Source organism: Rossellomorea sp. SC111, from assembly GCF_024733565.1.
Taxonomy (GTDB): Bacteria; Bacillota; Bacilli; order Bacillales; family Bacillaceae_B; genus Rossellomorea.
On sequence record NZ_JANIOC010000011.1, the window covers coordinates 134314 to 160794 of the forward strand.

27 protein-coding genes are annotated in these 26481 nt (G+C 44.2%); 6 read left to right on the top strand and 21 right to left on the bottom strand.

Features of this window, described 5'->3' with window-relative positions:
* The first annotated feature begins 215 nt into the window (after positions 1–215).
* Complete coding sequence (brnQ, locus tag NQ095_RS15585) at positions 216–1514, top strand: branched-chain amino acid transport system II carrier protein (protein ID WP_258264377.1); 1299 nt, start codon at positions 216–218, stop codon at positions 1512–1514.
* Positions 1515–1579: 65 nt separating this feature from the next.
* On the opposite strand, the gene NQ095_RS15590 is transcribed toward brnQ, so the two are convergent.
* Together NQ095_RS15590 and NQ095_RS15595 are read right to left on the bottom strand one after the other, a co-directional pair.
* Positions 1580–2038 (bottom strand): GNAT family N-acetyltransferase, encoded by a 459-nt coding sequence (locus NQ095_RS15590; RefSeq protein ID WP_258264378.1) that lies wholly within the window; start codon positions 2036–2038, stop codon positions 1580–1582.
* A 119-nt stretch (positions 2039–2157) separates the two neighbouring features.
* Positions 2158–2652: a lactoylglutathione lyase family protein gene (locus NQ095_RS15595; protein ID WP_258264379.1), complete on the bottom strand. Its 495-nt coding sequence runs from the start codon at positions 2650–2652 to the stop codon at positions 2158–2160.
* Positions 2653–2784: 132 nt separating this feature from the next.
* On the opposite strand from NQ095_RS15595, the gene NQ095_RS15600 reads away from it, so the two are divergent.
* The gene (locus NQ095_RS15600) at positions 2785–3117 is read left to right on the top strand and encodes a winged helix-turn-helix transcriptional regulator (RefSeq protein WP_258264380.1); all 333 of its coding nucleotides are present in this window, start codon (positions 2785–2787) and stop codon (positions 3115–3117) included.
* A gap of 82 nt (positions 3118–3199) precedes the next feature.
* On the opposite strand, the gene NQ095_RS15605 is transcribed toward NQ095_RS15600, so the two are convergent.
* Genes NQ095_RS15605 through NQ095_RS15615 form a run of 3 tightly spaced genes read right to left on the bottom strand, consistent with a single transcriptional unit; the run spans position 3200 to position 4927 of the window.
* Positions 3200–3793: a LysE family translocator gene (locus NQ095_RS15605; protein WP_258264381.1), complete on the bottom strand. Its 594-nt coding sequence runs from the start codon at positions 3791–3793 to the stop codon at positions 3200–3202.
* Between the two features lie 33 nt (positions 3794–3826).
* A complete protein-coding gene (locus tag NQ095_RS15610) occupies positions 3827–4444 on the bottom strand; it encodes a LysE family translocator (RefSeq protein WP_258264382.1) in 618 nt (205 codons plus the stop codon).
* A 12-nt stretch (positions 4445–4456) separates the two neighbouring features.
* Positions 4457–4927: an Lrp/AsnC family transcriptional regulator gene (locus NQ095_RS15615; RefSeq protein ID WP_258264383.1), complete on the bottom strand. Its 471-nt coding sequence runs from the start codon at positions 4925–4927 to the stop codon at positions 4457–4459.
* 364 nt (positions 4928–5291) lie between these two features.
* Between NQ095_RS15615 and NQ095_RS15620 the strand changes: the two genes are divergently transcribed.
* Positions 5292–5648: a DUF488 domain-containing protein gene (locus NQ095_RS15620; RefSeq protein WP_258264384.1), complete on the top strand. Its 357-nt coding sequence runs from the start codon at positions 5292–5294 to the stop codon at positions 5646–5648.
* A gap of 63 nt (positions 5649–5711) precedes the next feature.
* Here the strand turns inward: NQ095_RS15620 and NQ095_RS15625 are convergent, their stop codons facing one another.
* From NQ095_RS15625 to NQ095_RS15650, 6 genes are all read right to left on the bottom strand, one after another.
* Positions 5712–6431 (bottom strand): sulfite exporter TauE/SafE family protein, encoded by a 720-nt coding sequence (locus NQ095_RS15625; RefSeq protein ID WP_309137652.1) that lies wholly within the window; start codon positions 6429–6431, stop codon positions 5712–5714.
* The gene (locus NQ095_RS15630; protein WP_258264385.1) at positions 6428–7411 is read right to left on the bottom strand and encodes a TDT family transporter; all 984 of its coding nucleotides are present in this window, start codon (positions 7409–7411) and stop codon (positions 6428–6430) included. Before NQ095_RS15630 ends, NQ095_RS15625 begins: the two co-directional genes overlap by 4 nt.
* Positions 7412–7679: 268 nt before the next feature.
* Complete coding sequence (locus tag NQ095_RS15635) at positions 7680–9896, bottom strand: sensor domain-containing protein (RefSeq protein ID WP_258264386.1); 2217 nt, start codon at positions 9894–9896, stop codon at positions 7680–7682.
* Positions 9897–10026: 130 nt separating this feature from the next.
* Entirely contained in the window at positions 10027–11727 is a 1701-nt protein-coding gene (locus tag NQ095_RS15640; RefSeq protein ID WP_258264387.1) for a transglutaminase domain-containing protein, read from the bottom strand.
* Positions 11728–11880: 153 nt separating this feature from the next.
* A complete protein-coding gene (locus NQ095_RS15645) occupies positions 11881–12387 on the bottom strand; it encodes a GNAT family N-acetyltransferase (RefSeq protein ID WP_258264388.1) in 507 nt (168 codons plus the stop codon).
* Positions 12388–12504: 117 nt separating this feature from the next.
* The gene (locus NQ095_RS15650; protein ID WP_258264389.1) at positions 12505–13014 is read right to left on the bottom strand and encodes a DUF3916 domain-containing protein; all 510 of its coding nucleotides are present in this window, start codon (positions 13012–13014) and stop codon (positions 12505–12507) included.
* Between the two features lie 150 nt (positions 13015–13164).
* Between NQ095_RS15650 and NQ095_RS15655 the strand changes: the two genes are divergently transcribed.
* The 3 genes from NQ095_RS15655 to NQ095_RS15665 all read left to right on the top strand — a co-directional run bounded on the left by NQ095_RS15655 (position 13165) and on the right by NQ095_RS15665 (position 16346).
* A complete protein-coding gene (locus tag NQ095_RS15655; RefSeq protein ID WP_258264390.1) occupies positions 13165–13548 on the top strand; it encodes a GntR family transcriptional regulator in 384 nt (127 codons plus the stop codon).
* Positions 13549–13551: 3 nt separating this feature from the next.
* A complete protein-coding gene (locus NQ095_RS15660; RefSeq protein ID WP_258264391.1) occupies positions 13552–14655 on the top strand; it encodes a DUF1648 domain-containing protein in 1104 nt (367 codons plus the stop codon).
* A gap of 272 nt (positions 14656–14927) precedes the next feature.
* Complete coding sequence (locus NQ095_RS15665; RefSeq protein ID WP_258264392.1) at positions 14928–16346, top strand: alanine/glycine:cation symporter family protein; 1419 nt, start codon at positions 14928–14930, stop codon at positions 16344–16346.
* Positions 16347–16577: 231 nt separating this feature from the next.
* Here the strand turns inward: NQ095_RS15665 and NQ095_RS15670 are convergent, their stop codons facing one another.
* The 10 genes from NQ095_RS15670 to NQ095_RS15720 all read right to left on the bottom strand — a co-directional run bounded on the left by NQ095_RS15670 (position 16578) and on the right by NQ095_RS15720 (position 26405).
* Positions 16578–17645 carry a PLL family lectin gene (locus tag NQ095_RS15670; protein ID WP_258264393.1) on the bottom strand — a complete coding sequence of 356 codons (1068 nt, stop codon included), beginning with the start codon at positions 17643–17645 and terminating at the stop codon, positions 16578–16580.
* 151 nt (positions 17646–17796) lie between these two features.
* On the bottom strand, positions 17797–18636 hold the full coding sequence (locus tag NQ095_RS15675; RefSeq protein ID WP_258264394.1) for a cytochrome c oxidase assembly protein: 840 nt from the start codon (positions 18634–18636) through the stop codon (positions 17797–17799).
* On the bottom strand, positions 18626–19102 hold the full coding sequence (locus NQ095_RS15680) for a DUF2243 domain-containing protein (protein ID WP_258264395.1): 477 nt from the start codon (positions 19100–19102) through the stop codon (positions 18626–18628). The genes NQ095_RS15675 and NQ095_RS15680 overlap by 11 nt, the downstream gene beginning before the upstream one ends.
* 207 nt (positions 19103–19309) lie before the next feature.
* The gene (gene hflX, locus NQ095_RS15685) at positions 19310–20575 is read right to left on the bottom strand and encodes a GTPase HflX (protein ID WP_258264396.1); all 1266 of its coding nucleotides are present in this window, start codon (positions 20573–20575) and stop codon (positions 19310–19312) included.
* Positions 20576–21069: 494 nt separating this feature from the next.
* Positions 21070–21990 carry a methyl-accepting chemotaxis protein gene (locus NQ095_RS22515; protein WP_309137653.1) on the bottom strand — a complete coding sequence of 307 codons (921 nt, stop codon included), beginning with the start codon at positions 21988–21990 and terminating at the stop codon, positions 21070–21072.
* Positions 21991–22338: 348 nt separating this feature from the next.
* Complete coding sequence (locus NQ095_RS15700; RefSeq protein WP_258264397.1) at positions 22339–23163, bottom strand: SDR family oxidoreductase; 825 nt, start codon at positions 23161–23163, stop codon at positions 22339–22341.
* A gap of 246 nt (positions 23164–23409) precedes the next feature.
* Complete coding sequence (locus NQ095_RS15705; protein WP_258264398.1) at positions 23410–24354, bottom strand: hypothetical protein; 945 nt, start codon at positions 24352–24354, stop codon at positions 23410–23412.
* Positions 24351–25430 carry a hypothetical protein gene (locus NQ095_RS15710; RefSeq protein ID WP_258264399.1) on the bottom strand — a complete coding sequence of 360 codons (1080 nt, stop codon included), beginning with the start codon at positions 25428–25430 and terminating at the stop codon, positions 24351–24353. The genes NQ095_RS15705 and NQ095_RS15710 overlap by 4 nt, the downstream gene beginning before the upstream one ends.
* Before the next feature lies 1 nt (position 25431).
* A complete protein-coding gene (locus NQ095_RS15715; RefSeq protein WP_258264400.1) occupies positions 25432–25878 on the bottom strand; it encodes a hypothetical protein in 447 nt (148 codons plus the stop codon).
* On the bottom strand, positions 25875–26405 hold the full coding sequence (locus NQ095_RS15720; protein WP_309137654.1) for a sigma-70 family RNA polymerase sigma factor: 531 nt from the start codon (positions 26403–26405) through the stop codon (positions 25875–25877). Before NQ095_RS15720 ends, NQ095_RS15715 begins: the two co-directional genes overlap by 4 nt.
* Positions 26406–26481: the final 76 nt, after the last annotated feature.

Consider the following 26481-nt stretch of genomic DNA (forward strand, 5'->3'; position numbering starts at 1 on the left):
TGGCCTGTGCTAGATTGTGAGTATTAATGAAATTTTAAAAAAGAAGAAAAGTATGAATATATCCACTTTCACATTCCTTACGAAAGTTTGGAACATACGGATATGGTTAGTTATGCGAGTTCGGACTCGTCCCTGATCAGGGGCGGGTTTTTTCATGTGTTATGTAAAATGTGACTGAAGGCCTATCAGTCGGTCATTAATTTGGAGGCGTGTGTATGAGAAAAAGAGATGTCCTGATTTCGGGATTTATGCTTTTTTCGTTATTTTTTGGGGCAGGGAATTTAATATTCCCGCCATATCTCGGGATGGAATCCGGAATCCATTTCATTGCAGCGATTTCAGGATTTATTTTAACGGCGGTATTCCTGCCTTTTTTGACGATCATTTCCGTATCCCTTTCAAAAAATGGATTATTATCGATTGGTGAACGGGTCCACCCTGTTTTCGGGATCGTTTTTGCCATCGTGATTTATCTCTCAATCGGTGCTCTCTACGGAATCCCAAGGGCTTCCAATGTGGCGTATGAATTGGGATTTTTGCAAATGGTCAATGTGGAAGGTCGGCTGCCCTTATTATTATTCTCGATCGCTTTCTTTGGGTTGACCTACTTACTCAGCATCAACCCTAAAAAAGTGATTGATCTTGTCGGACAATTTTTAACACCCATATTACTCATAGTATTAGCTGTACTATGCATCCGGGCTTTTTTCACCTTTGATTATATGGATGCGGAAGCGACAGAAAAGTTCCAATCAGCCCCGTTCCTGAAAGGATTCCTTGAAGGGTATTTCACGATGGATGCCGTGGCAGCCCTGGCTTTTGGCATTGTCATCATCAATGGACTAAAGGATAAAGGCGCCTCCGGTAAAAAAGAGCTCATCCGTGGAACCATCAGTGCAGGAATGATTGCCGCCTTCGGGTTGGTGATGGTGTACCTTTCCCTTGGATGGATCGGGCGGGTGATTCCCCATGAAGCCCCGATCAGTAATGGTGCTGAAATACTCGTGTTAGCATCTCAGCAACTATTTGGGTACAGTGGCAATCTCCTTTTTGGTTTGATTGTGATGATTGCCTGTTTAACGACATGCATCGGACTGATAAATGCGTGCGGGCGCTTTTTCCATGAGATTTACCCAAGATTTTCATATAAAGCATATGTCATGATTTTTATCCTGATCGGGATGGCCGTGACCAACCTGGGACTGAATATGATACTAAAAGTCGCCACCCCGCTGCTTGTTCTCATTTATCCGGTGGCGATTGTACTCGTAGCCCTTTCCCTCTTTCAGCACTTCTTCGGGGAGAGCAGGAGGATGTATGTGTATGGTGTCAGCATTGGTGGTGTCTTTTCCTTATACGAAATGCTCGCAAGCCTCAATATTCAAATCGAGGGAATCCAGTCCGTCCTGAGCGTTCTCCCCCTGAGTACAAATGGACTCGCCTGGACCACCCCCACCATGGTGGCCATCATCATCGGATATGCAATGGACCTGGTTCAGAAGAAAATCATTTGAGGGACGGACCTCACACAAAAGCAGCAAGGAGAATGTGATTTATCGCATTCTCCTTGCTGCTTTTTTTAGATATTCGTCTGTTTTTGATAGACTTTCATGGAGCCTCCACCCGGCCCAACGGCTTCTGTCGAATGAGTCCAGCCGTATTTTTCATAATACCCTTCCAGGTCAGTCGTCAGGTAAAGACAGTTGTACCCTTTTTTATGTGCCTCCCGGAGAGCATGGTCAAGCAGGGCAGAACCAAGTCCGTCCCCTCTCTGGTCAGGGTGAACATACAGGCACGCCAACCACGGATACAGGTCCTGACGGCTGTTGAGATCATTTCTTAACAATGCGTACGTGCCGATAATGTCATCCTCATGGACAGCGATATAAAAACGGGGAAGGTCTGCTTCGGTATGACAGGAATGAAACATGCAATCGTGGTAGAACCTGTAGTTATCCTCATTTCCCCATTGTCCCCAGAACACGTTCACTGCTTGTTCAAACTTGCTTGAACCCTTTTGTAATTTAATGATTTTCATTTGTGTTTTCCTCTCTCACTTATGGAATATTACACTACTACATTCTTCATTCGAAACAGAAAACCTCTTTCAAAAGAGAATAAGGCACGCTCAAATATTGAACGTGCCTTTTGCATTCATCAGTAAGCCCCATCGGAATAGGTTAATTCATAGCTGTGGGAATAGATTTCGAATATATTCCCGAATGGATCTTCCACATACACCATGCGGTAAGGTTTTTCCCCTGGATAATACTCACGTACCGGCATACGCTGTTTTCCACCGTGCTGCTTGATCTTTTCGACCATGCCTTCTACATCGGGATCCTGGATACAGAAATGGAATAATCCTGTCTTCCAATATTCGAAGTTATTCTCCGGCTTTTCATTATGCGGAAATTCAAATAGCTCGATTCCGATTTTATCACCGGTTGCCATATGGGCGATTCTGAACTTATCCCAGTCGTTGCCGAAGACATCGCGGCACATCTGACCGATGGCTGTGTCGTCATTCTCGACATCTGAGGGTTCCATGATGACATACCAGCCGAACACCTCTTGGTAAAATTTGATTGCTTCTTCAAGGATCTGGACGGATAATCCTATATGAGAAAATGATCTTGGATATGGTAACATTGATTGACTCCTCCTTCGTTTTGATTAGCTTCATCTAACTCGACTTCATTATACGAAGAGAAGCGGATTTATGTAAGAATGCACTTTTTTGTGAGAAACTAACCTTTAGGTAAGAAAGGACGGGTTAAAGATATGGATACACCCATCGATCAACACGGAAAATTGAAGTGTTCCATCGAGTACACATTGCGGAAAATCGGCGGAAAATGGAAGACGGTCATCCTCTGGCACCTCGGGACGGAAGGGACGCACAGGTACAATGAATTGCGCCGTCTTCTCCCGGGTGTTGCCCACAAGGTACTGAGCCAGCAGCTGAAAGAACTCGAAGAAGAAGGATTCATCAACCGCACCCAATACGACACCATCCCCCCAAAAGTCGAATACTCCATGACCGCCCTCGGCATGACCCTCATGCCCATCCTTCAGCACATGCACGAGTGGGGAAATGAGCATGGGGAGTTTTAGAATGGGGATATAGAGAGGGACGGACCTCCACTCGGGTATCTTATGTAAAGTAAAGATCCGTTTTAGAGGTCCGTCCCTCTTTTTATGCTAGTGATAGAAATGCTAGCAGGATGAGGAGGATACCTGCTGTTTTATTGACTATTGGAAGATGCGGAGTAATGCTCTTTTTGAATAGGTTTACTCCTATACTCAATAGAAGCCACCAAGTGACCGCACCCATAAAAACGCCGAGTATGAGGGAAACCGCCATTTGAAGGGAACTGCTTTCTCCTGAAAACCCTAAACCTGCAAACATGGCAGCAAAGTTGACGATGGTGACAGGGTTAGTAATCATCAGGAGCAATGTCGATGCAAACAATTGAAATGAGCTCTCCCCTTTGACTCTTGCCGAATCCTGTGGGGGTTTCTTATGAAACGTCTTGATTCCCAGATAGACTAAAAATATCATTCCGATTATTTTTAAATAAAATTGCTGTTCCAACATGAATGCAGAAGCAACGGTAAATCCGAAAGCGGCGATGCTTGAATAAATGATATTGGCTGTCGCAGCACCGAGCCCCGTCAAAAACCCCGCAGTGACGCCTCGAGATAATACCCTTTGTATGCAAAGCAACCCAATCGGGCCAACCGGTGCCGAAACAGAAAATCCCAGAATAAAGCTTTTAAGTAATAACATGATGTGTTGATCCCTTCTTCATAAATATCCCGGTTATAACAGATCGATTAAAAAGAGCACACTGAAAATCGTTAGGACGATACCCGCCGCTCGGTTTATCAGCTTTAATGAAGCAGGTCCGACCCTGCTTCCGATCCATCCGGCAACTAAAGCAAGCCCCCACCACCAGAGCGCAGATCCTGAAAATACGCCTGATACTACCGTCAAGACGGTGACAAAATCCTCTGAACCTGCCACCCGGAAAACTCCAAAGATCGCTATAAAAGCAAGGATTGTCATTGGATTCGTAAGCGTTAATAAGAAAACCGACACAAATCCTTTCACCGAAGAATTGGTACCAGGTTCACCCAGCATCATTACAGCAGGTTGGGAGATGAATGTCTTCAACCCTAAAAGCAAAAGGAATACCCCTCCCCATAGTTGAATCCAGAACTGATGATCCAGAAGGAACCCGGAAACCATTGTCAGGCCCATAACGGCAATCAAGCCGAAAAGGGCATCTGCTGTGGCGGCCCCCAAACCTGAAAGGAAACCTATCCTTTTTCCGTAAGTCAATGTCCTTTGAATACAAAGAATTCCGATTGGCCCAACTGGTGCCGCGATGGCCACTCCAATCATAAGACTTTTAAAAAATAATAATACAGAAGTCATTGTTTTCTCTCCTTATTCTGAAGAAAGCGTACCTGATGGCAGTGGCAAAATAGTACTCTCTTTAAGAGAATCCATCACAATCGTGGTCTTCGTCCGGATTATCCCGTGAAGACTTTTTATTTCATGACTGATGATACGATCAAGATCTTTCGTGTTCCTGCTCCGGATTTTCAGGAGATAGTCATCTTCTCCTGCAATATGGTGGCATTCCTGGACTTCAACCAACTCATTGATCAATTGAAGAAAAGGTTCTCGATGCTCCGGACGTTCCAGTGATACAGCTACAAAGGCAGTCAGTTCATATCCCAAGCTGGCAGCATCCAGGATGGCTCCAAATTGCTTGATTACACCCTTTTCTATAAGACGATTGACCCTATCCGCCGTTGCCGGGGCACTTAGTCCGATCGTTGCTGCCAAATCGGACCATTTAACCCTGGAGTCTTGCATAATTGCATCTAAAATTTTCTTATCATAAGCATCCATAACATTAAACCTCATTTAATTAAGTTTTTTATATAATAACTTAATTTTCATAAGTTGTGAAGAATGAATTTCAAAATTAGGGACGGACCTCCGACTGAGACGCATTCCCCCTCCTGAAACTCAGCCGTTACATTCAATAAAGCATGAGTCTTTACACCTTCACCTTTATATATCTTAGATACCCCATCAACTTTGACCCCATTACCCATCCAAAACCCTCCTTATTTTTTGAATTTTTTAACAATTATAACAGAAATACTACAAACACATGAGGGACGGACCTTGTTGTTTGGATGATGTGGAATGAGTACCGTTGCTTCTTTCCCCATTCCCATTTATCCTGTAAATAGAAGGAGGGTTTACGATGTCTATCATGTTGAAACGAATCTATGATGAACCTCCCCGATTGGGAGGTCACCGTATCTTGATCGACCGTGTCTGGCCCCGTGGAATATCGAAAGAAGATGCAAACCTTCAAGAGTGGATGAAAGAGATTACACCCAGCCCCTCTCTACGGAAGTGGTTTAACCATGACCCCGAAAAGTTCGAGAAGTTCAAACAATCCTATAAAGAAGAACTCCATCAAGATGAAGACAAACAAAAAAAACTGCGGGAACTGAAGGAAATGGCAGAAAATGAACGGGTCGTTCTTCTCTACGGAGCAAAAGATGAAAAGCACAACCATGCCATAGTCCTAAAAGAAGTTCTGGAGGATATGTAAGAGGGACGGACCTCTAAATCGGCAGAATACCATTCGGTCATTCGCTGATTGAAGGTCCGTCCCTCAAATAAGGGTTTCTATCAAAAGATAGATGCCTGTAAATAGGAGGAGTATGTAGGTAACGATTTGAAAGAGCTTTTGATTTATTTTGCTGAATAAGGCTTGTCCTGACACGAGCCCAACAGCTACTGCGGGTAATGCTTGCAGGCTTGATTCCCAAACGGTCAGAGAGGTTCCTGCAACTACCACCTGGATTCCTAGACTGACGAGATAGATGAACAGATAAAAGGCAAGGGTCGTTCCCCGAAGTTTCTCTTTCCTTGTCCCGGTGCCTGAAAAATAGAGAAGCAGAGGCGGACCGGGCATCCCGATACTTGTGGTCAGCACGCCCGACAATCCCCCTGCCAGAAAGTCCCGTCCGGTCGACTGCCTGATGCGGAAATTCATGATAAGGAAAATCGTGAGAAGTATGATGACCAGGCTGATCACTATCTTTAGAAGACTCATATCAATAAGAGTAAAAACCACTATCCCCAGGAATAAGCCGGGAATGCTCCCGATTACAAACCTTTTTACAAATGAAAAGTCAATATCCCGCCTGATTTTCACAATCAGTGCCAAAGAAATCACAAGGGATAAGATCAAATTAATCTGGATCGCTTCTTTAGGTGGATATAACAGCAATAGAAAAGGTGTAGCCATGATGGAAAATCCGAACCCTGTACTCGTTTGCAATATGGATGCACATAAAATGATAGCCATAAACAAGATAAATGTACTCAAGACACATGCTCCTTACTCTTTCTTTCAAGCAAATATCGATTTGACCCCACCCATAAACCAACCTCGGCTATGAGAAACAGACACACAATCCACGCCCAAACATGTAAAAATCCTTCATGAAACGGATAAAAACGATTCAAATAATAAGGATTATCATGCATGGTAATCGTAAAAGCATAGAACATTCCGAAGGTGAAATTCCGCGACCACTGACTAATATGATAGGTAAAGATCCCCTTTTTCCACCCCAGTTTCTGAATCCGCTTGACTGCTCTCACCATCTCCAACCATTCCACTCCAATCAGAAGGAAAAATACAAACAGCCAAAAAATCATGATAATCCTTCCGGACAACATCTCAGAAGACACGATGGCAAGGCCTGTAATGGATAAAGCTCCGTGGATGATACAATTTGTACTTGGCCAATCATCAATGAGTGTCCAACGGCTTCCTCTGCCATAACGAACGATCATCAGCTTAATCCCTATCAAATAATAAAAGGCTCCCAGGGATATCGCCCCAATCAGCAACCCCTCTGGAAGAGAAGGATAAAGCTTCACCCAAAAAATCACAACTGACTGGGTAGCAACGGTAGACAGTAACACAACACCATGAATGGGATGTGCGGCCGGCCGTTTCAACAACTCTTTAAACCGACAGACGCAGCTTGCCATAAAACCGAGCCACATCAATGTATTGAGTAACATGACTGCCTGAACCGCCACGCTCATATCGGGAAAATATTTGACGATCACATTACTCAATACCGAAATACCCGCAATCCATGATCCCATGACGAATGAAGGTACAGGCTTCGTTAGTAAAAGAATTCTATCTGATTTAGTTAACAACTGCTTAATAAGAGATTTATATATAATGGCAGTCAGCACAATTAAGGAAACACTCAGTATTTTTGCAGTGATGTGGTTCACCCAGGTAAAAGCATCAATGGCAGCATAAAGAAAGATTCCAATAGCCATAATGATGGCACCTGAAGCTGGATCGATGTTGTTTTTGTTTTCTACAGTCTTCATCTTTCTACTTTAGAGACCTCCTTTCTGGCTGTGGTAACCAGGAGCCAAATGAAACTCCCTGCCCCTCGTAGTCTTATCCACTATCATCCCCACTAAATTCTAGACATTAACTATATAAGTCTAACATTTCTCTATCGAAAAGAGGGACGGACCTCCAATAAGCAATAAACCCCTGGGGTTTATCACGAAATTGGAGGTCCGTCCCTCACTTAAATCATTGCGTCGCTCTCTCCCCGGTCAAAGATAATCGTAACTCAGATGGGGGCAATGGCCTGCTAAAATGATATCCCTGCCCGATTTGACAGCCATTCCGCTTCAGGAACAACATTTGATTTTCCATTTCTATGCCTTCTGCTATGGTTATAAAGTTCATATTTTGACTCATATCGATGATGGCTTTGACAATGGAAACCTGATTGGAGTCTTCCATAATATCATCCACGAAGGATTTATCGATTTTGATGCTGTCGATCGGTAAGTGTCTTAAATTACTTAATGACGAGTAACCCGTTCCAAAGTCATCCATTGAAATCATGACACCCACCTTTTTCAACTTATTGAGAACTTTCGTTGATATTTCAAAGTCCTGCATAATGCTCTCTGTTATTTCCAGCTCAAGTCGGTCCGGCTTAAATTTATATTCCGATAAAATTTCTTTTACCATTTCAACAAACCCGCCATCCTTAATCTGTCTGACGGATATATTGACAGCAACAGGAATAATGCCCATTCCGGTCTCTTCCCACTCTTTGCTTTGTCTACAAGCCTCTCTCAAAACCCACTCCCCGATCGGAATGATCAACCCGGTCTCTTCTGCCAGCGGAATAAACTCAGCCGGAGAGATCATTCCCAATGTAGGATGCTCCCAACGTATCAACGCTTCTACACCAATTATATTAAGGGTATCGAGATCTACCTTCGGCTGATAATGGAGGCATAATTGATCGAATTCCAATACCTTTCGGAGTCCATTTTCAATCTCCATATTTCTTGAAGAAGCCTTTTCGAGTTCGGGATAATAGAACTGATAGTTGTTCTTCCCCCGCTCCTTGGCTAAATACATGGCTGTGTCAGCTTGTTTGATTAAACTCTCCTCGTCTCTCCCATCCTTTGGATACATACTGATACCGATACTCGGGGTGACAAAGAATTCCTGTTCCTGAATGAAGATCGGACTTATGAAACTTTGTAAAATTTCTTTCGTGGTTTCTGCAACTTCCCGTTCATTCATATTGGAGAGAATAATAATAAATTCATCCCCTCCTTGTCTGAACACAATCCCTTTGTCACTTAACACCTTTTCCAATCGAAAGGCGACCTTCCTCAATATGGAATCTCCGGTCGAATGCCCTTTTGTATCGTTGATGACTTTAAAGCGATCCAGATCCAAAAATAATATCGCCATCAATTGATCCGGATTATCACGTAAAGATCCGCTTAAATGTTGTTTGAATTTATTGCGATTCGGAAGACCGGTCAGTGAATCATAATAGGCCATGGTATGAATCGTTTTCTCAGCTTTCTTTCGATTTGTAATATCCCGGCCAACCAACTGAATGGCCATCCTTCCGCCATATAAAATGGGCATAGCAGAAATCTCCAATTCTATCTCTTCACCGTTAAGGCGGTAAACAGTCAGTTCAAAACGTTCACCTGAGGTAGAACCATAGGTCTCTTCCCTAACCCTCCTGATATTTTCAGCACTGGTAAATTTGGAGACATTTTGGTTTAGGATGTCTGCCGGGCCATCTGCACCTATCAGTCTGCTTCCCGCCTCATTGATATAATAAAACGTTTGGTCACTGATCACTGCAATGATATCCGGGGACAAGTCTACTAAACTGCGATATTGATCTTCACTTTCCTTTCGGTTGGTGATATCAAACAACACACTCGTAAAAGAAGTCATTTCCCCATCTTCATCCAATGTCGGAATTCCCCTGTCCTGGATCCAGCGAACCTGGCCATCAGGCCAAATGATCCGGTAAATGCTCACACATGCCTGACCTGAACCAAGCTTCTTCGCTCTCTCTTCCAATACCGGCATGTCCTCAGGATAAATCACTTTTTTCCACAGAAGTGTATCCTGATAGAAATCCTTCAATGGATATCCATACAACTTTTCAATGCCCGGAGTGATCAATAGAACATCTGATTTCAAATCATGGGACCAGATGGCAACATCCAGCGTCTCGAAAATATTGTTTAAATTCTTATTGCTGTTGGATAGTTCCCTTGAAGCACTCCAATTCCCCCTGAATAAGATGAACAATAGAGCAAGCATACAGGATACTAAACTTGTGTGAAGAAATAGTGACCCTTCACCATTAGATTGATCGATTACCTTCCATGAAAAATCGAGGATTTCTAAGAAGATCATGGTAATAAAAAGTATGAGGACTGTTTTCTTATTTTGTGTAAAAAACATCATTACGCTCCTGAATTTAGAATTTCTACTTATCCAAGTGTACTATTTATGGCTATCATTCTCAATACAGCTAAAAATTTCCTGTCGCACTTAAAAAAGAACCAACTCCTGCTATTAAGAGTTGGTTCTTCATTCAATACGACACACCCGTCCGTGTATGCGTCTTCTTAAATTCATTCATATCCGGATCGAAATAATCTTCATTAAAGGCCGGAACAAACTTACCGTCCTTCAAATAACCGGATCCCCATGTCGGATCCAGGGTCACCCATTCTCCGTCAAGATTCGCTTCCAACCACGCATGCCTTCCCGGGAAAATGCCCCCTGCCCTGCCTTCCACGAATCTTGCCTCAATATCGCTGGCACGAAGCATGGCAATCGCCAGGTACGCATAATCCTGGCACACACCGGTTTTGGATTTCAGTGTTTTCAATGCACTGTCATCCCAATTGAAATCATCATTTTCATATTTTTCCACATCATACGAAACATTCTTTGCGACATAATCATAGATGGCTTTTGCCTTGTCCCTGTCACTTGATTTTCCTGAAGTGACGGTTTCTGCCTGCTTCTTGATTTCAGGTGAATCTGACTGAACACCCCGTGAAGGCAGTAGGTCCCGCATGTCTTCACCTGTGGATTCCACTTCAAACTTTGCAAAACCGAAAAACCTGAAGAAATCACTGTTCTCTTCCTTTATTTCAGGTACGCTGAGGGTCACTTCATATGTACCCGGTCCAAAGCGAAGGTAAAACGAATCATCAAAGGTGAAATCTTCGACAGGTATGACGTCCAGTGCTTCGTCTTCCCCCTTTTTCGTAGTGATATAAATATGCGTCGTTTCCTGGCCGAATTCTGCTTTCGGGTCGATGCTTCCTTTGATCTTGTATTGGCCATCCGACTCTTCACCTCCAAACTGAGGAGATTCGAGGGTCACTCCCCGCTCACGATAAGTATCCGCATACTCAATGGGACTCATCAGCCGGTCTGACTCGTTATTTATGAGAAGAGTGGTCGCCGTCTGGTAGTAATTCTCACGGTCTCCATCCGGAACCAGCACTTCAAGCTCATGAACCCCTTTTCCGTAAAACAAGGGGACATCATAGTTAAATTCGCCATCCTCCACGGGGATGACATGCTTCCAGTTATCTGAGTCCTTCTTTAGTCTGAGCATGATCGTGTCTTCATCCGAGAGGTTAGCTGCCGTTCCTTTTAAAGAGAAGACTTCTCTCCCTTTGACATAGCTGGATTTGGTTTTTAATGAAAGTTCAGCATCCTGGCCAAACGGCGTCAAGGTCACATCCCTATTGGCATCCGGATTTACATTATGGACGGTAAAAGATGCTGTATCATAGTAGTAATTCTCACGGTCCTTACTCGGGAGCTGCACAGAGACACTATACTCCCCTTCCCCGTTAAAAAAATGGATATCCTGCTGGAACTTGCCGTCTTCGATCGGTGTGTAATATTCGAGTTGCCTTCCTGCAGGTCCTTCTTCACTAGCCCTGACTTTAATCCAGGCAAAGTCCGATTTCAGATCTTGATACTTTTCAACTTCCCCCTTCACGCTCACCTTTCCATTTGCAGCGAATTCTTTATATGCTGGCTCATCAATTGTGACACCGATTTCCTCGCTATAAGATGTGAGTTTCAGAGGCTCCTCTTCCCCTATCTCTTCGTTCATTTTCTTTACTTCTTTTTCATACGGATCTTCTTCTCTTTTATCGGCTTTCGTTTCCCCACTGCCGGCATTCGAGTCACTGCATGCCGTCACAAACAGTAAACTGCTCCACAAACACAATACTAAAATCAAAAACGAACGCTTCTCCCTCATGTCTTCCTCCTCAAAACTTCTTTGCTATCTACACATACGAACCAGACAGATATTAGTTTCTGATTCTATTTTACTATAAATGGAGGGACGGACCTCTACTGGTGATAACTTCAGTTAAATACGAGTCTATTTTGACGTCCGTCCCTATACATTCTAAATGTGCTTATAATAAATGATAGTCGCCTCTAGTTCCCCGTAAGGCGAGGTGGCGTAATCTGGTATATGTCCTCCCTTTACGAACCCTAGGGAGGTGTACAAATGATTAGAAGGCGCACCTTTTACCGTATCGAGAATGAGCAAGGTCCTTCCCTCTTCTTTCGCTCTTTTCTCTGCGGTTTGCATGAGTTTTTTGGCGATGCCTTTTTGGCGGAATTGGGGGTCGACCATCATCTTGGCGATTTCGGCTCTGTGGGTACCGTTTTGTTTGGTGCAAAGATGAAGCTGCACAGTTCCTGCAATGGCTTCCTCTACCCATGCTATATAAAGGATCATATGAGGACGAAGTGCATGCCCCCAGAACTCCACCGCAGTAGAATGTTCCATTGGGGATAAAAAACCTATCGACGCCCCGTCGTCCACGACTGTCCTTAATAGATGAGAAAGCTCAACTATATGCTCATCTATGGTTGTCAGTTCAATAATTTCCAAATCTTCATTCATTATGGCCACCTTCCCCCGCGTATCTATTATTCTCTTTATTAAAGATTACAAATTTCATTTCAGCAATATACCTGTTAAACTTCATAACACGCTGGAACCTTTAAACTACTATACTTTTTATGTAAATTCCCCCAAAAACCAAAGTTCCCTCTCTCTAGAGCCTATATCTTCGTCCATGATCTTTTCCAAATAGCTTACGGACTCTAAACTCCTCGGAATCTTAATTTTCCATGCTTTCAATAACTTTCCGTTCATTACCTGCGGTATCCATTTCTGATCCACGAAGTTCCGATCAAAAAAAGCCTTGAAGGCATCTTCTTGATTAAAAACAATGAGGTGGGAGTTCCATAAATCTGAAGGATCAATCACTACAATGACCCTTGTTTGCATTTCTTTCTCGGTTTTTAATATGATCAAACGTTCACTTCTATCAAGCAATGTTTGTACCCACAATCGTTTCATTTTAAAAGGGGTTTTGCTCGAGGAAATAAAACCCCTGCCAGCAGGTAATGGTAAATGCCAATATCCATGTATAAATTGATCAGGAAAACATTTCGTTTCCTCTTCAATTCTCTTAACCATGGAATCCGTCCTTCTTTTCAACCCGCGAATTTTTTTATTTCTCACCTGTTCTTCTCCTCCATCATTTCTATAATCAAAGTATAACGGGAAATCACCCACCCCACTAACTTTTTTTGGGATTTCCGCATTTTTGTTATACCCATACTAGAACAATTCTGTTATACTTAACATATAACAAAACTAGGGGGTGACACTTTGTTTATCCAAATTGAACCTCAATCGGATACTCCGATTTATGCTCAGGTAACAAACGGAATCATGGAAGGGATTGTCAGGAGTGAATTGCTTCCGGGAGATATCCTTCCTTCTGTACGAAGTCTCGCGGGTGACCTTGGTGTGAACATGCATACCGTGAATAAAAGCTATCATGAATTGGAAAGCAAAGGAGTGATCCGGATTGTTCCGAAGTCGGGTGCGGTCATTTGTTCACCTTCCGAGGGAACGATTCCACCGCAAAGGTTGAATCAGATTTCAGAAGGATTAAGGCCGATAGTCGTCGAATCACTGGTCGCCGGCATGAGCGAAAAAGAGATTGCCGAATTGGTCGCATCCATCATTTCAAACGTTAAGGGGGATTAAAAAATGGAAATGACAATTATTTTCGTCACAGTAGGCTTTCTGGCAGCACTTCAAATGGCAGTTCCTTTCATTGTAAAACGAACGGTGGTGTTCGGTGTAACCATTCCTGTTGATGAGGTGAAAAATGTTCAACTTCGTCATTATAAAAAACTTTATGCCACCCTGACATTGTTCATCTCAATAATCGTGTTGGTCACCTATTTCATTTGGGCATCGATGAACACCATCACCGAAAATCACCTCATATTTGCGGGATTATTTATGCCCTTTGTCATCTTATTCTTGTCGATGGCCCTTTATTTTTATTTTCATATGAAAGTGACGCAGATGAAAAAGCAAGAGCAGTGGTTCAAGGACCGCAAACAAGTTCGCGTTTCTGAGTTGAACATCAGAACGAAAGATGAAATGCTCCCATGGATCGTGTATACCGTCCCCATGGTCATCACAGTAGGGTTAGTGGTATTCACTTTATTACATTACACCAGCCTCCCGGACCAGATCCCTACCCACTGGGGACCGGATGGCAAGCCCGATGCTTTCACCGGTAAAACGTATCTTTCCGCTTTAACCCTTCCTATTGTGCTATTGGTGATGAATGCCATGTTCCTTGGGATCAATGAGCTTACAAGAAATTCCGGCATCAAGCTGAGCGCAGGGAATGTCGAGTCATCCCGCGTCCGTCAGCTGCGCCTTCGCAAGTACACGAGCTGGCTGTTGTTCTTCATCTCCATCCTGGTTTCCATGCTGTTTACATTCCTGCAGTTCACCACTTTGTACGAAAATAGTGTCGGTGAACTGCTGATCATCACGATGCCACTTGCCTTCTCTGCACTCGTCCTGATTGGGACAGTCATACTCGCCATTAAAGTGGGGAAAAAGGATTCAGACCTCGATGTTGAAATCATCGATGAAAGCTCCGGTGATGTGATCAACGCTGATGATGATCAATACTGGAAAGGCGGCCTCTTCTACTTCAATCCCGAAGACCCTTCCATCTTCGTCGAAAAACGCTTTGGAGTAGGCTGGACCCTGAACTTCGCAAGACCACTGGGATACATCGTCCTCATCGGACCACTCCTGGTCATACTAATCGTGACACTCATATGATGCAGAGGGACGGACCTCAAAAATCAAGCAAAGACGTGACTCAAACGTCCTGCTGATATGAGCTCCGTCCCTTTCACTATGCGGTTTCCACGTTTTTTTTTTACTGTACTCTTCCATTATTCACCTGAAACCGAGGTCCGTCCCTACTGAAAAAGGCTCAATCTCTGGAAATTCGACAATTGTTATGGACAGATTGTTCGGAATACTATATAAATAGTAGATGGAAACTCACAAAGAAAACGTTTACAACACGAGATGACAAGGAGGATTCTATGTTAGATGTGCTAGACAAGATTAATTCATTCTTATGGGGGACACCAAGTTTAGTACTATTATTCGGTACAGGTCTATTCTTAACATTTATGCTGAAAGGACTTCAGTTCCGTAAACTGATGTATGCTTTTAAACTTGCTTTCACGAAAGAGAAGCCTTCCGCATCCTCTGATCAATCAGAAGGGGATATCAGTAACTTCAAAACGCTGATGACGGCTTTATCTGCAACGATTGGAAATGGGAACATTGCAGGAGTGGCAACGGCACTGACCATCGGGGGGCCCGGGGCGATCTTCTGGATGTGGATCGTCGGCCTGCTCGGAATGGCAACGAAATACGCAGAAGCCCTGCTTGCCATGAAATACCGTGTGAAAAATAAAAACGGGGAATACTCCGGTGGTCCTATGTATTATGTAGAAAAGGGCCTCGGAAGCAAGTGGAAGTGGCTGGCAGTGGCATTCGCATTGTTCGGTGCATTCGCCGCTCTCGGCATCGGGAACAGCGTGCAGTCTAATACGATTGCAGACGTCATGAGTACCAGCTTTCACATTAACAATCTGGTAACAGGAATCGTTCTCGCTGTCCTGACAGGATTGATTATCTTCGGAGGGATTCAGCGGATCAGTACCGTCGCTTCTTTCTTTGTCCCGGTCATGGCGTTCCTGTACATCGGTGGTTCACTTCTGATTATCGTCTTAAATTACGATATGATCATCCCAGCGTTTAAAATGATTTTCTTCTACGCATTCAATCCTGTGGCAGCTGCAGGTGGATTTACAGGGATCATTATTTCAGAAGCAATCCGCAGTGGAGTATCAAGAGGAATCTTCTCAAACGAAGCAGGTCTTGGTACGGCAGCACTTATTGCCGGTAATGCGAAAACCGACCACCCGGTCAAGCAGGCCCTTGTCGCCATGACAGGAACATTCATCGTCACGATCGTCGTGTGTACGATGACCGGCCTGGTCCTGTTGATCACAGGCTTCTGGGATCCGACAGGCGGAGCGATATCTGGTGTCGAGCACGCTCCAAGCCTTGATGGCGGGGCATTGACGAGCGCCGCATTTGGACATGCCCTTGGTATAGTCGGTGAATATATCGTATCCTTCTCTGTCATCTTCTTCGGATTCTCGACGATCGTCGGATGGTACATGTACGGAGAGAAATGCTTCGAGTATTTGACAAACTATCGATTTGCCAACTCCTACAGGCTTATTTATATTTTTGCGACTGGGCTTGGGGCAGTGGCGAATCTAAACCTGGTATGGGCCTTTGCCGACATGTCCAATGCCTTGATGATGATACCGAATCTGATTGCATTACTATTACTCTATAAAGTCATCGTTTCGGAGACAAATCATTATTTCAACGAATACATGCCGATGATGGAAGCTCATCCTAAAAGAAAATCCAGTTAAACGAAAATCCCGGTGTGATGACAAATCACACCGGTTTTTTCTTTAACAGGACTTCATATTTACAGTGACGGCCATGGAGATCGATGACTTCCTTTTTCGCCAGTCTGATATCATCAATCTCTTCTACCATGGTCAACCGCATCCTCCCTCATTTTACCAAATAATAACATAATCTTAACTTCCTGACATTAAAAAACCATCCCTTTTTACACGCAGGGATGGTTCCGTTGATCAGGCATACCACTTATGCCACATATGGTCATTTCTTCCCCTGACAAAGGCGTCCACCCGGTTTGGTCCCCAGGAAACGACTCCCGGTGAGGAACGCACGCCTCCCCGTGGTGCCCCAAGATCCTCCCACTTGCTCCAACGGGAACCGTTCCACCATTTGTGCCACATATTGTTATTGTCTCCACGTACGAAGGTGTCGATTCGATTGGTTGCCCATGAAGATGCTGCCGGAGCCCCTTCAAAGCCACGCGGCGGCGATCCGAGATCTTCCCAATTACTCCATCGTGAACCGTTCCACCACTTATGCCACATCCGGTCATTGTTTCCACGTACAAAGCAATCGATCCGGTTTGGCCCCCATGATACGGCACCTGGTGAATCCCTCAAGCCACCTCTTGGAGCGCCGAGATTCTCCCATTGACTCCAGTTCCGTCCGTCCCACCATTTATGCCAAAGATTATTGTCGTATCCTTGAACGAACACATCCAGTCGATTGGCTGACCATGATGATACCGCCGGATCTCCCTTGAAGCCCCGTGGCGGCCCTCCAAGGTCTTCCCATTCACTCCAACTTCTGCCGTCCCACCATTTATGAAAGAGAGTATCCCGGTTCCCCCTTACTAAGGTGTCAATCCTGTTTCTGCCCCACGATACGGCAGCGGGCGAACTCTTTAATCCCCGTCTTGGAGCTCCGAGGTCCTCCCAATTACTCCAGCGGGAACCGTCCCACCACTTATGATACATTCTATCGTTTTCACTTCTGACAAACGTATCCAGCCGGTTTGCCTGCCAGGATGCAACGGCAGGTGAACCCTTCATCCCCCGTGGCGGTGCCCCAAGATCCTCCCATTCCCTCCAGTTGGCACGAGAGTCAAATGGATCCGTGTAAACAGGCTCTGAAGCATACCCCTGAAAAGAATAGTTCTGCGGATAGTAATCTTGGTATGGAACGTATTGCTGATAAGTATGAGGTAAAAACATATCTTCATAATCGTTTCTTACTTCTGTTCCAAATGGGTAGCATTCATATGCTGTTGGATAAACCGGATAGCGTCGTTGAAAATACATATTGCATCCCTCCTCAAGCCTACTGTATGCAGAAGCCCAGATGGGTGAGCATGTACAATGATTGACGATTTTTTTGTATAGGTTGAAAGTATACTTTTCAATAAAGAAAAGAGCACCCTAAACCTAGGTGCTTATACCCTTATGATTGGAATTAGCCTTTAAACGGCTGTGGCTCCTCGAAATTTTTATTGTCTTTGCTCTTACGTATCTTCATTCCCGGCCGTACAGCCTTATACCACTGATAACAAAAGATTACGATCAGAATCAAATCAATCATATCACCTCCATAATACATAAGCATCCCTCCACTCTGTGCCTGCTCAAGGGGTATTCCGATCGGAGGGTGGGCATATATGTATTTAGACAAAATGCCATGACCGCTCAAGGCAAGGATCAATACAATGCCTCTGTAAATATATCCTGTTCTATGCGGGGCCGGATCAATATAAATCATGGATATTGTAAAGAGATATCCGGCCAGGAAGACGTGGATGTGTATGAATAGATATAGGAGTATATTGTGATGCATTGCCTCGTACAAACTGGTGGTATAAAGAACCCACAGACCTCCAATATTGAGGATGGCAGCGACAATGGGGTCACTCACCATTCCCATAATGCGGCTTTTAAGTATGTAGGACAGTCTCCTGGCAAGGGTGACTGGCAACGTCCGCAGGGTAAGTGTTACCGGCGCAGCGAGTACCATGAGAAGAGGGGCCAGCATTCCTAAAAGCAGATGACCAAGCATATGAAAAGAAAACTCCATATGTGCCCGCTGAGCCACTGGTCCTGATACAGCTACCAATGCACAGCCGACACCGATGACCCATAGGATTGTACGGGAAACCGGCCATTTTTTATGCTTCCGATTGGAAACTACCACAGCAAGGAGGTACAGTACTAATAAAACTATAAAAGGAACGGCTAGAAGGATTTGAGAATTCGATCCCACGACTTGGGATATGTTTAAGATAGAATGATCAGTTTGCATTTGCGGTATTCTCATATTTTTTATATCTCGTATTTACAACCATTACGATCCCGACAAGAATCATAGCAGCCGCACTCGCATTCCAGACCACATCATACATAAGGAGATTCTCCACATAACGGATCTGATGAAGCCCCATCAGCTTATGTTGCACTGTCCCGTCATACAATTGAAAACCTCCTGCTCCAAGCAAAATGCCTCCCCACCATCTTTTCTTCCACAGCCCCTTTTTACGGCGTAAGTCAGCAAACATAAACAACCCCCCGATAGTAGCAAACCAGCTAAATGCATGGAAAAAACCATCAGATATGAGCCCGATCGAGGTGGTGGACTTGTCATAAAAATGATGCCAATGAAGCAACTGATGAAATACAGCTTCATCGATAAATGCCACAATCCCCATCCCAAATAAGATACCAGCCCATAGATTCCGAGTTGAAGACGTCTTTGTATAGTTTGCTATCATCGTTACAGCATCCCCCTTTGTAAATTATTAGCCACTCTACCCTTTCCTGTATGTTGGTAAACTTTTCTTAATCGGGTCCAAAGTGTCCAGTTGATGTACTGAAATGCCGGTGTGAACCTATTCTTGATAGGTTTACTGTGAAGTACCCGGCAATATTAAAGAAAAAAACAGGACCTTTCGATTAGAAAAAGGCCCTGTCTTTCCATATTATTCATGAATGATATACTGTCGATACTTCTCAAAGTCACTTACCTTGCACTCAAGGGTCAATTTCGTCCCTGATTCTTCATATTCTGTTTCCACTACATTTGCCTGTTCATTAAAATAAGAAATCAAATGACCCTTATCAAATGGAATAAGCATCTGACACTTTTTGTAGTCTTTAAAAATATAGCTTTTCACAACATTGAGCAATTCGTCCATCCCGATTCTCTTCTTAGCCGATAAATAAATCCGATCCTTTTCGACTCTCGGCACTTCCCCTTCCACTAACTCTGCTTTATTAAAGGCATAGATGACCGGAATATCTCCTACCCCAATGCCTTCAAGTGTTTTGTCAGTCACGTTCATCAATTTCTCATGATGTGGATCAGAATAGTCTACCACGTGTATGATGAGATCCGCTTCAAGCACTTCTTCAAGAGTGGAGCGGAACGCCTTGACCAGTTGATGGGGCAGTTTGTTCACGAACCCGACCGTATCTGTCAGAAGAAATTCCTTTTTATCCGGCAGGGTGATGTTCCTTACCGATGTCTCCAGGGTCGCAAATAACATATCCTTCTCGAATACCTGCTTGTTCTCGTTCGGATGGAAGGTTTCCACAAATGCATTCATGGTCGTCGATTTACCCGCATTCGTGTATCCGACAAGGGACACGACGGGGATTTCTCTCTTTTTCCGCTGCTTTCGCTGTGTGGTTCGCAGATCGACGAGGGAATCCAGTTCTTTATTCAAGGCTGTAATTTTTTCTTCAATCCGTCGGCGGTCAAGCTCAAGCTTCGTTTCACCGGCTCCACGGTTGGCAAGTCCCGAACCGCCTCCTTGACGACCCAGTGATTCCCGGCGTCCAATCAGTCGGGGAAGCATGTATTGCAGCTGTGCCACCTCGACTTGCAGCTGGGCTTCACGGGTTTTCGCCCGCTCTGCAAAAATATCAAGGATCAGCATCGTTCTGTCCATCACCCGGACATCAAGCTTTTCCTCGAGGACCCGGATCTGAGAAGGCGCAAGTTCATCATTTGTAATCAAGACATCCCCTTCCCATTCTTCAAGGAGTGGCAACAACTCGTCAATCTTCCCTTTTCCAATATAATGCACGTGATTCGGCCGGGGGAGATTTTGAGTGAGTTCGCCCACGACATCGATTTGCCTGGCATCGGCCAACCCTTTCAGCTCAAGCATAGAATACTCAAAGTCATTGTTCTTATCCTTCGTATTAACGCCTATGGCGATGGCTTTTAATCTTTCTTCCATTACATAGTCACTCCTGTTTGTTTATTTTGGTCATGATGATGCAGAAAAAAAACACAGGCCTCCGCCTGTGTTTTTTGTAAATGGATTTGAATATACCAATCGCACAAGAAGAAGACCGCATTTTCCCCTGGTGTGTTTTTTATTGAAAAAACACACATTAGCGCCTCTTGGTAAGTATTCAATTCTATTTTTAAGAGAGTGTCATGGGCACTCCCTTCCTTCAATTCACGTTAAATGAAGAATTCCTTTAAAAATAGTCAGACCAATCCCATTTACCCTGCACACAGGCAGAGCCTTTGAACATATTCAATTAAGCGTTCAAATTGCGGATGCGTAGTCTGATCAAAATCAAAAGGAAAACCTCCATTTCTCATAAGTTACAACCATTCTACCACACCCCGTGATGGATGGGAAGATATGGTTTGAGGAACGGACCTCCAAAGCCATTGATCAAGAGGTCCTGCAAAGGATATTTCGAGGTCCGTCCCTCAAGCTTACAGGAGATTTTTGAAATCCCGTGCTTGGAGGTCGAGTCGCCGGGCAGCGCTCCCGATTTCTTTGAAAGCGAGGACGGCCTGTTGGTTGCGGTCCTGGTTATTTGAAATGCCTGATTGTGACCGGACCGTTCCTTCATTGATTTTTTTGATTTCGCCTGTGATTCCCTCCACATGGGAGTTCACTTCCTGAATTGAATCCTGGACCCTCGTGGCAAGCTTTCTGACTTCTCCGGCTACGACATTGAATCCTCTCCCATGTTCACCGGCCCGCGCCGCTTCAATGGCGGCATTCAGCGCAAGGAGATTGGTTTGAGTCGCAATGTCCCTAATTGTTTTGACAATATTACCGATTGAATTTGCCTGCAGAGTAAGAGACTTAAGCGTTTCCATATTTTCATTCGAATCATGCACCAGTTTTTCCGTGGCCATGGCCGCTTCTTCACTTCTTGAAATACCCTGATCCGCTTTTTCACTTAGCTCTTCAGACATCTTCTGTAATTCAGAAGCGACATTTCCAATCGTTGTTTCCCGATTCGTAATATCCGTCGCGATCTTGACAACACCTTCTAGCTTTCCTTCTTCGTTATAAACTGGTGTGTATGTAGCCTCCAGCCAAAGAAGTTTCCCAGTCTTCGTGACCCGCTGAATTTTCTCCTGAAAGTTTTTCCCACTCCTTAAGTCCCGCCACAATTTCTTATAGTCCAGACTTTCGGCAAACTCCGTTGTACAGAATACCTGATGGTGCAACCCAATCATTTCTTGTGTATCATATTCCATCGTATTTGCGAAATTCCCGTTCACCCACAGCACATTTCCGTTAACATCGAATTCAATCATGGCAAGCGATTCTTCAATAGCGGCAAGTAAAGCAGACTCCCCAAACACTTGAGTACTATTTCTTGATCTTGTTTTCAGCACTTCGCAACACTTCCTCTTTTTCAACAAAATTAGTAGAGACAATACAAATATGTACCAAAGAGAAAGTAGTCGTTGTTATAAAGGCTCTCCGTTTGGCGTGTGCTGGCCGGTTGCGCCACTCTCTCCTATTCACAAACAGCGCCCATTTACCAGTGAATGATCTTTGCTTCCAACTCATATATTTGTAAGACTATCCTACTAGGTAAATCTCTAATTAACAACTATTATCCTCTGAATTTTATAAATCTTTCCCCATTTTAAGATTTAAACGAAAAAGGACCTCCATCCCACACGCAACCCTATAATGTAAAGGATGCCGTAAGATTGGAGGTCCGTCCCTCAAAACTATTATTCAGTTCCCTTTTTCCACTCTTCTTCCTCGATCAGCATTTTCCCCGGCCATGTGTAAGCCATGATGCCTCCGTCTGCTGTGATGTCTTCACCTGTCACGTAGGAGCTGTCATCCGATGCCAGGAACAGGGCCACTGTCGCCATTTCTTCAGGTCTTCCCAAACGGCCCATCGGTGTGATCCACTTATTGGCTTCCCTGAATTTCTCTCCCATCTTATCCTGTTTGCTCCCGACAAGGTCGTCAATCAAAGGAGTCTCGATTGTTCCTGGTGAAAGAGAATTCACACGGATGCCATGTCTCGCATAATCAATCGCCATGGCTTTCGTAAAGTTGATAATGCCTCCCTTTGCAGCATTGTAGCCAGACCGGTCCAAATCTGCCGCTTGCCCGGACATGGAAGCCGTATTGATAATGGATCCACCGTTTTCAAGCATAAGCGGGATTAGATACTTGCTGCATAAAAAGGTCCCTCTTAGATCCACTGCGATGATCCGATCGAATAGTTCAACAGGATATTCATGCACTTTTCCACCCTGTTCATCTACCCCCGCATTGTTAAAGAGGACATCGATCATACCAAATTTCTTCTTTATCTCTTCAGCAAACGATGTCACACTTTCCTCACTGGATACATCAAGTTGAAATGCCACTGCATTTCCGCCCTCGTCTTTGATCGCATCCACTGTTTTATTCATTTCCTCTTCATTCACATCTGCACATACCACAGTCGCTCCTTCATGCGCAAACACTTTGGCAGTCGCTGCCCCGATACCTGTTGCAGCTCCTGTAATCACCGCAACCTTATCTTCTAGCCTTCCCATAAAGTAAAACCTCCTTGAAATATCTCATGGAGAGTATTTTCCCCTTATGTGAAGTAGTAAACATAGTAGAGGGACGGACCTTAAAATCCTCTCATTTAAGATTCAGCAATAGACATATTTGGGTCCGTCCCTCACCACATTACCCAACTAAAGAAAAAAACCTCCAATTCTTCAGACTTTCCATTTGAAACACAAATAGAGTGAAGAAAAATAGGAGGTCCGTCCCTTAATTTCTCCTTCACTCTCTTAATCCCTGATGGATACGTTTATTTGATCAGCGTGGGAGATGGTAATGGGGTGTTGTCCGTTACCAAGTTTGAGGGTGGCGGATTTGGTTGGGATGCCTTCGTTTTCTCTGGTTTCTTCTTCTGATTTAGATGCATTCGTTTGCTCTGTGAATTGCCACTTGGCGTCCTCTCCTTGTATGTTCCCTACATTTTCGGCATTGATGGTTAAGTTTTCCGTTGTAGGAAGGACCAGATTGACCATTGATGAGCTTGTGACTTCCCATGAGCTTGAAAGGGTTCTCGGCTTTAACGTAACTTCATTGTAGTTATTGGAAATTTCCAGAGACTTGGATGCCGGAACGACGAGTGTCGCCTGTATTTCCTGACCAGCTTGTCTCCACCCATTTGACTCCGGAAGACCTTTTAGGGTGACATATAATGTGTCTCCTTTTTGTGTTGTCAATAAATAATCCTCAGGCTCAGAAAGGAATGGCCGATCTCCCGTGAAAGTTCCCCGATACGTACCAAACACACTCACTTCATTATCCTTAACCGTTTCCACCGTTATTGGATAATGACTGGAATCAACGACGATCCGCTTCACATTATCTCCAACCTGATGGTTATAAGAAGGAAGGTCCGCTGTTTTCACTTCAGAATCAAAGAACGTTTCCATCTGTCCCATCAATCCAGTTGCCTGCAGAACGGTAAATCCGATTCCCACCGTCCCGATGACAGCCACAAATAGGATGCTTAAAAAATCATATTTCAACATCGGTTTTTCCTGCTTCGATAGATACAAATAAACTAAGATTTCTGCTCCCAATACGATCAGCAGCACCGGCCACCAGCCTGCCAGCACATAGGCTGAATCCCATTTTAACAGCTGAGAAAACAGTAGGAAAATTCCCAGGAACAAAAGGGATGCCCCCATCGATATGGATCCGACTCTCCAGGTTCTCATTCTGATACCTCCTCTTTTGAGTGTTCTTTTTTACTTCCCGCCACCAGCTTGATGCCTCCCCCAATCAGGAGAAGACAAACGATTCCCGGTTGGATATAGCTATTCATCACATGATAAAGATCAATGCCATACGAATCTAAAAACGGCATGGTCAATGGCATGAGAATGTTCGTTGCCAGGTAATAGACCCCAAGCAGCATCAATCCGATCCCCACCCATTTTTGCTGATTGATCAAATAGGATACGATCGGTGTATCCTCTAACGGCTCTTTTCCATGTTTCGACGCCCTCTGTAGACCATCAAAGAAACTGTAGAACCAGATGATCGGTACTAAGAAGAGAAAGATACCCAAGCGAAGTACGTCCAGAATGTAAATTGAAAACAAGAATGCAGCCATGAGCTGAATGCCCCTCTTTTGATATCCAAGGTATAAATGCCCTGCTCCAGGGAACATGGATAAGAAAGTGGCGAATGCCTTACTCTTCCTTCCCCCTTCATGCTGTGCCTCCAGATCTTCCAATACAGAACGGTCCGTCAGCACTTCCCCTGCCTGCTTTTTATTCAACAGTTGCATCGTATCAAAGAAGTTGTATACCCAAACGACGGGGAGGACGATCAGAAATACCATAAACTCTCCTCTTCCAGTCATCGCCGTCACAAACAGGATCATTGCAGCAACACCGAGAAACGTTGCCAAAAACGTAACGCCCCGATTCATCAACCCCAGCTGGAAGTGCCCCAGTCCCGGAATCATGGAAAGAATGATGGTGTAGAACCGTTCGCTGCTTAAGGTCTCATCATCCGTGATGGTTTTTTCCCGTCCCTTCAATCCCCTTGATGCCAATAAGGCTGTATTCACAATACTGATCACATAAACGAGAAAACCACATCCTGCCACTAATATCGCCAGGGGGGCGCTCATGATATAATCTGCTACAAAAAAAGATACTGGAAGGGATCCAATAATGATCAGAAGGAACCCGAATCCTCTCAAAACCTTCCCCAAATACATCAACCCAACTCCAGGGATAAACGCCAACAAAAATGCAATTATGGGATTCTTCCTATTTTCCATCTTATTCTGCCTCCTGTTCTTCTACTTTTTCGACATCATCGAGTAATGCCGTTGTTTTATTTAAAATGTTCTCTGTAAAGGATGGCTGACTATTTTTTTCGAATTCCGAGGTGACCTTTAGAAGCTCCCCAAATATTCCTGTAGCCATCAAAATCAGTGTCATCGCCGTTGCCAATACATAATGGAATACCTTTTTCTCATACCAATCCTTCCGGGATGGTTTCCTCGCATCCCCACCTTCAAACGGAATCCGCTCCATCACCTCATCAGTATAGAGGGACGGACCTTCAATGGAAGGAAGATCTCTCTGAACCGCATCCACCGCTTCTAGATAATGTCCCATACAATGCTCACAACTGTACAGATGCTCTTCGTATTCGATTCGTTTGTCTTCTTCCATTTCATCTCTGACATACATTTTCCATTCATCAAGCGCAATATGAATCATCTAAAATCCTCCTCCTTCCAATTCTTCCGCATCCAAAGTCTGGCACGATACAGCTTCGTTTCAATTGTTTTCACCTGCACATGCTGTTCCATCGCCAGTTGCTGATAGGATTTCTCCTTTATGTAGAATCCTTCGATCACTTCCCTGTATGAATCAGGAACTTCCTCTAAATATCTCATCACAAGCTGCTTCTGCTCATTTTTCAACAACCGGGTTTCTGCTGAATCACGGGCTTCCTTCACCGGGAGCTCGTCGACAAGGTCCTCTCCCTTTCTAGCAAGCTTCCGTTTACAATCAATCGCATGATTCACCGCGATCCTTGTCATCCACGTCTTGAAACCTTGATGCTCATACCGAGGGAGAGAGGTGTAAATCTTCATCCACACTTCCTGGGAGGCATCTTCTGCGTCCTTCTGGTTTCTCAAGACTCCGTAGATGCATTTAAACACATACTGCTTATGTATTTCGATCAGCATCCGGAATGCTTTTTCACTGCCATTCTTCGCTTTTTCAACTAGCGGATCCACCAACCTCTCTCCCCCTTTCTTGCGGTCTCATAATAATAGACGAAGGAAACAGAGAAAACCCTACAGTTTTTTTAAA

Coding starts and splice junctions, on each gene's coding strand:
- brnQ (WP_258264377.1), top strand. CDS start 216: ATGAGAAAAAGAGATGTCCTGATTTCGGGATTTATGCTTTTTTCGTTA.
- NQ095_RS15590 (WP_258264378.1), bottom strand. CDS start 2,038: ATGAAAATCATTAAATTACAAAAGGGTTCAAGCAAGTTTGAACAAGCA.
- NQ095_RS15595 (WP_258264379.1), bottom strand. CDS start 2,652: ATGTTACCATATCCAAGATCATTTTCTCATATAGGATTATCCGTCCAG.
- NQ095_RS15600 (WP_258264380.1), top strand. CDS start 2,785: ATGGATACACCCATCGATCAACACGGAAAATTGAAGTGTTCCATCGAG.
- NQ095_RS15605 (WP_258264381.1), bottom strand. CDS start 3,793: ATGTTATTACTTAAAAGCTTTATTCTGGGATTTTCTGTTTCGGCACCG.
- NQ095_RS15610 (WP_258264382.1), bottom strand. CDS start 4,444: ATGACTTCTGTATTATTATTTTTTAAAAGTCTTATGATTGGAGTGGCC.
- NQ095_RS15615 (WP_258264383.1), bottom strand. CDS start 4,927: ATGGATGCTTATGATAAGAAAATTTTAGATGCAATTATGCAAGACTCC.
- NQ095_RS15620 (WP_258264384.1), top strand. CDS start 5,292: ATGTCTATCATGTTGAAACGAATCTATGATGAACCTCCCCGATTGGGA.
- NQ095_RS15630 (WP_258264385.1), bottom strand. CDS start 7,411: ATGGCTATTGGAATCTTTCTTTATGCTGCCATTGATGCTTTTACCTGG.
- NQ095_RS15635 (WP_258264386.1), bottom strand. CDS start 9,896: ATGATGTTTTTTACACAAAATAAGAAAACAGTCCTCATACTTTTTATT.
- NQ095_RS15640 (WP_258264387.1), bottom strand. CDS start 11,727: ATGAGGGAGAAGCGTTCGTTTTTGATTTTAGTATTGTGTTTGTGGAGC.
- NQ095_RS15645 (WP_258264388.1), bottom strand. CDS start 12,387: ATGAATGAAGATTTGGAAATTATTGAACTGACAACCATAGATGAGCAT.
- NQ095_RS15660 (WP_258264391.1), top strand. CDS start 13,552: ATGGAAATGACAATTATTTTCGTCACAGTAGGCTTTCTGGCAGCACTT.
- NQ095_RS15665 (WP_258264392.1), top strand. CDS start 14,928: ATGTTAGATGTGCTAGACAAGATTAATTCATTCTTATGGGGGACACCA.
- NQ095_RS15670 (WP_258264393.1), bottom strand. CDS start 17,645: ATGTATTTTCAACGACGCTATCCGGTTTATCCAACAGCATATGAATGC.
- NQ095_RS15675 (WP_258264394.1), bottom strand. CDS start 18,636: ATGCAAACTGATCATTCTATCTTAAACATATCCCAAGTCGTGGGATCG.
- NQ095_RS15680 (WP_258264395.1), bottom strand. CDS start 19,102: ATGATAGCAAACTATACAAAGACGTCTTCAACTCGGAATCTATGGGCT.
- hflX (WP_258264396.1), bottom strand. CDS start 20,575: ATGGAAGAAAGATTAAAAGCCATCGCCATAGGCGTTAATACGAAGGAT.
- NQ095_RS15700 (WP_258264397.1), bottom strand. CDS start 23,163: ATGGGAAGGCTAGAAGATAAGGTTGCGGTGATTACAGGAGCTGCAACA.
- NQ095_RS15705 (WP_258264398.1), bottom strand. CDS start 24,354: ATGAGAACCTGGAGAGTCGGATCCATATCGATGGGGGCATCCCTTTTG.
- NQ095_RS15710 (WP_258264399.1), bottom strand. CDS start 25,430: ATGGAAAATAGGAAGAATCCCATAATTGCATTTTTGTTGGCGTTTATC.
- NQ095_RS15715 (WP_258264400.1), bottom strand. CDS start 25,878: ATGATTCATATTGCGCTTGATGAATGGAAAATGTATGTCAGAGATGAA.